This is a genomic window from Patescibacteria group bacterium (assembly GCA_041651355.1).
Classification (GTDB): domain Bacteria; phylum Patescibacteriota; class Patescibacteriia; order Patescibacteriales; family UBA12465; genus JAPLVX01.
In genome coordinates this window covers 39,819-46,309 of sequence record JBAZJK010000003.1, presented here as the reverse complement: position 1 = coordinate 46,309, position 6,491 = coordinate 39,819, and the positions used below count along the sequence as shown (strand labels likewise).

Sequence of the window (6,491 nt, the reverse complement as noted above, 5' to 3'; positions counted from 1 at the left end):
CCCTCCGGCCTCGATATACCATCCGGCCTTGATATACTCTCCGGCCTCGATATACCCTCCGGCCTTGATATACCCTCCGGCCTCGATATACTCTCCGGCCTCGATATACCCTCCGGCCTTGATATACTCTCCGGCCTCGATATACCCTCCGGCCTTGATATACCCTCCGGCCTCGATATACCATCCGGCCTTGATATGCCATCCGGCCTCGATATACTCTCCGGCCTTGATATACCCTCCGGCCTCGATATACTCTCCGGCCTCGATAGATAAAGATTTTTCACATATTATTGATTTAGGCGTATCAATAGAAACTTCAAACTCAACATTTGAACCAATATAGTAAACATTCCGTTTTTTGTCCCAAAACTTTTCAAAATCTTTTTGTGATTTTATTACAATCATTTTTATCCTGCCTTAAAAAAATATGGGCCACCAGTGAGGATTCGAGCCGTCAAGCTTGATATGCGTGCCACCAGTGGCCCTGTGTGCGTTGCTAATTCGGTTACTATTCTGTGACGGCTCATAATTGAATCCTATTTATTTACTTTTCTTAAAGTATATACTATACATCGGACAACGCAAGGAAAATCTTTAGAAAAACCCTATGTACCCAAAAGATTTTTATTCCTTGCTACATAAAGACTTGTGGTAGTTTTTGCAAAATAGCCCAAAATATCTTCAAAAAACCGAGTAGTAGTAACTTCTAAAATCGCAATAATGACGCGGCCTCCTTGATCGGCAGGGCGAAGTCGCTACTTAAAATAAATCTCATATATTTTCAAAATCTTGCCGGATTTTGTTTTACAAACCAAACTGCAATGCCGAAAATATGAGCATGTTACATTAGGTTTCTAATAGAAGGGAACGGGCTATGAACAAAATCATACAGGGCGACTGCCTTAAAATTCTACCAACATTACCGAAAGCGAAAATGATATTTGCAGACCCGCCTGACAATTTGGGGCTGAAATATAACGGGTTTGTTGACAAGATACCATATTCTGAATACTGCGAAAAGTTATTCCGTTGGTTAGAATTAGCTACCAGTTTGTCGGAGATGGTATGGTTTAGTATATATCACAAATATCTCATTGAGACTTTGTTTCACGCCAAAGGCTGCGGCGATACACGTTTGTTTATCTGGCGTTTTACATTTGGACAGCATAATAACAATGATTGTGGCAATGGATACCGTCCAATTTTGCGCATAATGAATCAGGGGGCAAAATTGTACCCCGATGCTATTCGAGAGCCATCTAAACGACAAACGCTCTACCACGACAAACGAGCTAATCCCGCAGGCCGCGTACCAGACGATGTTTGGGATTTCCCCCGCGTTTGTGGCACGTTCAAAGAAAAACGAAAATGGCATATAAACCAACATCCCGAAGCCCTGATTGAACGGATGATAAAATTCTCCACGGTCGAGGGTGATTTGGTGATTGATATGTTTGCCGGAACCGGAACCGTCAATAGAGTTTGTAAGCGGCTTAACCGAGATTGTATCGGCATCGAAATAAGCCCGTTTTATTGTGAACAGATTACAAAAGAATTAGAAGGGAATGAAAATGCCACCAGGGACACCGAACAACAAGTGGCTACCAAAAGCCAATGACAAGTTTAACGCCTACCGGCTGCCAACGCCCAAAATTAACTACGAGATACCGGCGGCGGACAATCCACAGACTTGCCTAACTACCAGTGCTGGTTATGTCTCGGCAATAGATTCTCGGCGGCCCAAAGGTTATCTGCGGAAATTTGCCCCAGTGAGTTGGCGTTTCGAGCCTATCTCTACCCGGTTTCTTAAAAAACAATAACACACACAACCACAACATATAGTATATTCTGTCTTATTTTTTATATAAAACCACAATATATAGTATATGGGCGTTGTTAATCAGAACCGCTTTTGCAACTTAGTTGCATTTACAAGAAAATTGAAGATATGTAATAATTTTTTTAATGGGGCCAACCTACTATATGTGGTATGTTTTTGTTCATATAACCACACCATACACACAAGATGGTATATGCTAATAAAAAAAATAGCTTTACAGATTTTTCATTCTTGGTAAAATCACTTCCAGTGTTCTTTTCCCCAAAAAGCCATATAACCATCTATATACAAAGATGTGGGTTGTCGAAGAGATAGAGAATTAAGAGTAAGGCTTTGATTTAATATCTCTTGAAAGTGATATTTATAAAAAGGAGATTATCGTGGCAAAAAAACGGTCAAAATCAATGACTGTGACTGAACGCCGGAAGTGGTATCATAACCAATCCCCTGAACAGAAATCCGCTTTTATTAAAAAAACGATGCAGGCTAAGGCTGACAGGCGGCGTAACAGGTCGATTGCTTTGATGAAAAACCACGAGGGGGAATATGACTGTAAAGATTGCATACACGGCAAGACAAAATCCTGCACAGATAAACTGAAAAATGGTTGCGAGTATTATTACAATGCGGATAATGGTAAAAAAGGTTTGTTGGAATTAAACCCGCGATTGCACCGAACCTGAAAGTAGTTTTTAATAATGTCGAATGGAATCGACAACACAAATGACAGGAGTAGTAACAAAGCTAACGCTTTGAGCTACCTGAACAGATACACCGACGACGATGTCGAGTGGTTGAAATTTCTCGATAACTGGCGTACACAAGAGAATCGAGGTCACTGGCCCACAAATACGCAGGTTTTGCATATCGCAGACAAATTTAGGGATTTGCATCCCCGAAAAAATGTGTTATAGTTAAGATATATGAGCGAACTAAACAAAGGTTAATTTCGCGTCAGGATGGGCGACAAGGCCATTGATGGTTATCAGACGGATGTTTCGCCTTGAATCAGCCGAAAGACGATTTAAGGGGCATTACGCCGCCTTGCACGAGGCAAGGGTGGAATATCACTGTCAAAGAGTGGCCGGTGATGAGAAATTGATGCGAAAATACGGCATAAATCGGTAGTGGGTCAGTTTGGAAAAAGGAGAATTATGCGCATAAAAAAAGGAAGGGAAAGCCCCTTGTACGACAGGATTGTAAATAATACCCCCCTACAAAAGCACGGGATTTTTGAATATTGAAAGGGGCTTGCAAATGGAAGCAAAAGATAAAAAATTAAAAGACAAAGAGAGCAGTTTTTCTAATTCCGACTTGAATAAGATACGTACCAAAAGTGTTTATACAATAAGAAAAATTCGTGAGCAAATACAATCCCAAAAAAATACTGACGATGATAACACTGGCAAGATTGGACACTTACGAACAACTTAGCGAAGTATATACTTAACGCACAAGGTGATTTTTGGTAAATTACAAGAATAGGCAAATTTTGTTTTCGCCGACTTTTAAGGGAGAAGGTATGCGCAAAAAACAACCACAGACGGCTTGTACATCTCAAACACCCCGTCTATTTAATTAATAATAAAGGTGTGGCAAAGAATGCAACAGATTAGTTACGACAAGTCCCAGCAGCCTGTTTGGATTTGCATTCGTTGCAAAGTTCACCGGACGTCGGCTTTGTCTGTTGCTCCACATAGTCGCTTGTCGGCCAATTGGAACAGTTCCGACACCAATGCCAAGCATCATGTCCTTTTCTTTTACGGTAGGCCATAATATGCCCCTTTCAAGAGAAATTTGTAAAATGTGCTTTAGGGTCAATCCCGTTGGGTTTACTGTACCAAACGAGCTTTGGTGTGATGCTATTCCACCAGAGTATCAGTCAAAAGTTGTATGTATTTCGTGCTTTGCCCATTTAGCAGATGAAAAACTACTCCCTTGGGACCGCCATATCAAATTTTATCCAATAAGTATGCAGACTCATTTGAAAGAAGTCAAGATGAGTAATTAGCTCGGCGAAAAGAATTATACTTTTGTTAGTAAATGGTTAAGGAAACACAAAAAACCGGAATGTCTTAGTTAGAGGTAGAGAGTAAATGGGCAAAAAAAGAAAGTATTGTCCTCCCCTTGATAAGGGAATAAGGCGATTTGTTGAGGTTTTGGCCTCCGAGGGAATCGAAACGTACGAATCCTGCGAAGGCGGTGCAGACCACGCCTATCCTGAGCCGACAATTTGTTTTTACGGTCAGATACAAGAGGGCTTTCGGGCCTTGGCTATAGCTTTAGACAATGACTTACCCGTGAATGAAATAAGGCAGTTTTGGTCTATTGAGGACAAACAGCCCGTTGGCCCTGATTGGGCAATGACATTTTCAAGGAAAGCAGACCAATGAATTACTTACAGCCTTTACATTTACGCTTTCCACCAGTTCCCGACCGTTTATTGCCTTTTTCGATATTATTGCCTTCGGTGCATTTTGAGTCATCGTGGTATACGTCCGTTCTTTCTTTTGTGTGAAATGGTTTTACTTTAGCCATAATTGGCTTCCTTAAAAAAGTTAATATTTAAGAATTATTGTAGAGATTTTTTGTTCTTTGACAAGTTAATACTGGTAGAGATTACAAAGCGGCTTTATCTCGTTCCTTAGCTCGTCTTTCGGCGTCTTCTATCAAAGGCAAATCGCCATATTTGGGCAATGCTCGATTTATCAATCGCTGAAATTCACTCCAATTTGCTGAAGCCCTCATTAAGTTAACAACTGCCCATAAATGTTCTAACAATCGTGGGTGGCCAAAATCGCGGGTAAGCCAACGATGGTGATGGTGTCGGCGAGTGCCTTTGGGTGTTTTGGGGTTAAGCTGTTTAAGCTCGTCAAGAACTCCTGGCGCAAGACGCTCGTAAATCAAATTGTTGGTCAGTTTACCTATCACAGAAGGTCTCTTAACCGAACCTTGTGAATACTGCCAGCCCCGTAACCGGAATAGTTGTTGGTAAAACTCATCAGGAAACGTTTTTACCCATTTGAATAATTCTTTGGCTATAAATTGTTCAAGAATTTGCTCAAGAGCTTCTCTTGCTCGTGCATATTGATAGCCAGTGGCTTCATCGACAAGAGCTATAATACCAACGTGAGCAAGCCCTCTCATAATTATATCACAAGCAACTGCAAACTTTTCTTGAGAGGCTAATAATGCGTCGTCGTCTCTTGCTTTCAAATACACCTCGCAAACTTTGGGTAGTATTTCAGCTTTATAGCCCCACGCAATACCACCTTTGGGCATTTTGAACTTAACGGGCTTTGTCGAATCCTCTAAATCCTTATCTACATAGGGTTTAAGGTTGTTGAGGGCCAAGAAAGGGGCTACTTTTTCGATTGCTGAACCTCGTCCCTTGGCAGGCTTGCCGGAACGTCCAATTGCTTTATAAAAATCATACTGGGTGATTATTCGAGTGCCGTCCTCTAAAACAGCACAAGCAATAGTAATGCCGCCAATTTTGATTTCTCCACTGTAAGGAGCTTCGGTTATTTTTTCTTCCTTGTTAGACATTTTTACATTACTCCTAATGCTTTACGAATTGTTAAACCAAAGACATTTCCGTTGTCTCTGTTATTAAAGCGGTATGAAAATTCGTTTAGATATGCTGGCAAATGTTTAGCACTAACCTTGTGGAATTGACCGACAATGCCACGTTTGAGCAAAGCCCAAAACGATTCGATTGTGTTTGTGTGAATCCAGCCGTCGCAATACATAATATCGTGGTTAACGGATTTGTGCGGCAGCAAATTACGCATTCTTTTGTAATATGCCGCTTGGTCGGTTACTAAAACAGACTTTTCTAAATCTACTGCGTCCCGAACCAAACTGGACAGCCTCTTATATTTAACTTGGCCTTTTCGTACTCTTTTAACCTTAACCTTGCCGTGCCGTTCTATCATTCCGACAACTGGTATTTTGTTTGTGCCACCGCGTCTAAAGTCTTTTCCGGCCATTTTCTCTTTTTGGGTTTTTCGAGGCCGCCGAGGACCGATATAGGTTTCGTCCATTTCTACGATTCCTTGCAACATACCTCTTTGTTCCGGCTCAAACATAGCTTCTCTGATTTTCATAGCGATACGCCAAGCGGTGTTGCGATTGACTTTAAGGTGTCGGGCTAATTGGCGAGCGGAAACGCCTTTTTTGGCGTTAAGGATAAGCGAAACGGCCAACAGCCATTTTTGAAGGGATAAATGGGTTTTGTGAAATATCGTGCCAACAGTAACACTAAAGCTGGTGTTGCACTGGTTGCAATGATAGCGATGTTCTTTTTTTAGTGGAGTTTGGTTAATGGACTTGCAGTATGGACAGCGCGGCTTATCTTGCCAGCGTAGCTTTTCTAAATACTCAAAACAGCTTTTTTGGGTCGGAAAACGTTCAAATATCTCGATAATGTCCATTTTTATACCCTTTTAATCTCTACCAGTAATTATGTAACTATGTATAATATAAGTCAAAAGGAAATAAAGTCAAGAAGAAAATGAAAAAATTTACTACCTTAAAATGGGACATTCCCCAAAAAACGATATGAGCGAACTAAATAAAGGTTAATTTCGCGACAGGATGGGCACGGCCCAGTGAGAAATAGAGCAAATTTTACTCAACAGATTGAACT

Annotated in this window: 8 protein-coding genes; 4 read left to right on the top strand and 4 right to left on the bottom strand. The window is 41.0% G+C overall.

All coding sequences use genetic code 11. The features are described from left to right. A partial coding sequence (locus tag WC441_04985) for a hypothetical protein (protein MFA5163840.1) occupies positions 1-405 on the bottom strand: 405 nt, incomplete at its 3' end. Positions 406-934: 529 nt separating this feature from the next. Here WC441_04985 and WC441_04980 point away from each other — a divergent pair. The 4 genes from WC441_04980 (at position 935) to WC441_04965 (ending at position 3,274) form a co-directional block, all read left to right on the top strand. After that, positions 935-1,618: a site-specific DNA-methyltransferase gene (locus WC441_04980; protein ID MFA5163839.1), complete on the top strand. Its 684-nt coding sequence runs from the start codon at positions 935-937 to the stop codon at positions 1,616-1,618. A 602-nt stretch (positions 1,619-2,220) separates the two neighbouring features. Beyond that, entirely contained in the window at positions 2,221-2,523 is a 303-nt protein-coding gene (locus WC441_04975; protein MFA5163838.1) for a hypothetical protein, read from the top strand. 310 nt (positions 2,524-2,833) lie between these two features. Beyond that, positions 2,834-2,968, top strand: a complete 135-nt coding sequence (locus WC441_04970) for a hypothetical protein (protein MFA5163837.1) — start codon at positions 2,834-2,836, stop codon at positions 2,966-2,968. A gap of 129 nt (positions 2,969-3,097) precedes the next feature. Continuing rightward, positions 3,098-3,274: a hypothetical protein gene (locus WC441_04965; GenBank protein ID MFA5163836.1), complete on the top strand. Its 177-nt coding sequence runs from the start codon at positions 3,098-3,100 to the stop codon at positions 3,272-3,274. 178 nt (positions 3,275-3,452) lie between these two features. Here WC441_04965 and WC441_04960 read toward each other — a convergent pair whose 3' ends face one another. From WC441_04960 to WC441_04950, 3 genes are all read right to left on the bottom strand, one after another. Next, a complete protein-coding gene (locus WC441_04960) occupies positions 3,453-3,614 on the bottom strand; it encodes a hypothetical protein (GenBank protein MFA5163835.1) in 162 nt (53 codons plus the stop codon). An 845-nt stretch (positions 3,615-4,459) separates the two neighbouring features. Next, on the bottom strand, positions 4,460-5,389 hold the full coding sequence (locus WC441_04955) for a P63C domain-containing protein (protein MFA5163834.1): 930 nt from the start codon (positions 5,387-5,389) through the stop codon (positions 4,460-4,462). A 2-nt stretch (positions 5,390-5,391) separates the two neighbouring features. Continuing rightward, entirely contained in the window at positions 5,392-6,276 is an 885-nt protein-coding gene (locus tag WC441_04950; GenBank protein MFA5163833.1) for an IS1595 family transposase, read from the bottom strand. Between the last annotated feature and the right edge of the window lie 215 nt (positions 6,277-6,491).

Coding starts and splice junctions, on each gene's coding strand:
- WC441_04950 (MFA5163833.1), bottom strand. CDS start 6,276: ATGGACATTATCGAGATATTTGAACGTTTTCCGACCCAAAAAAGCTGT.
- WC441_04970 (MFA5163837.1), top strand. CDS start 2,834: ATGTTTCGCCTTGAATCAGCCGAAAGACGATTTAAGGGGCATTACGCC.
- WC441_04965 (MFA5163836.1), top strand. CDS start 3,098: ATGGAAGCAAAAGATAAAAAATTAAAAGACAAAGAGAGCAGTTTTTCT.
- WC441_04955 (MFA5163834.1), bottom strand. CDS start 5,389: ATGTCTAACAAGGAAGAAAAAATAACCGAAGCTCCTTACAGTGGAGAA.
- WC441_04960 (MFA5163835.1), bottom strand. CDS start 3,614: ATGGCCTACCGTAAAAGAAAAGGACATGATGCTTGGCATTGGTGTCGG.
- WC441_04980 (MFA5163839.1), top strand. CDS start 935: ATGATATTTGCAGACCCGCCTGACAATTTGGGGCTGAAATATAACGGG.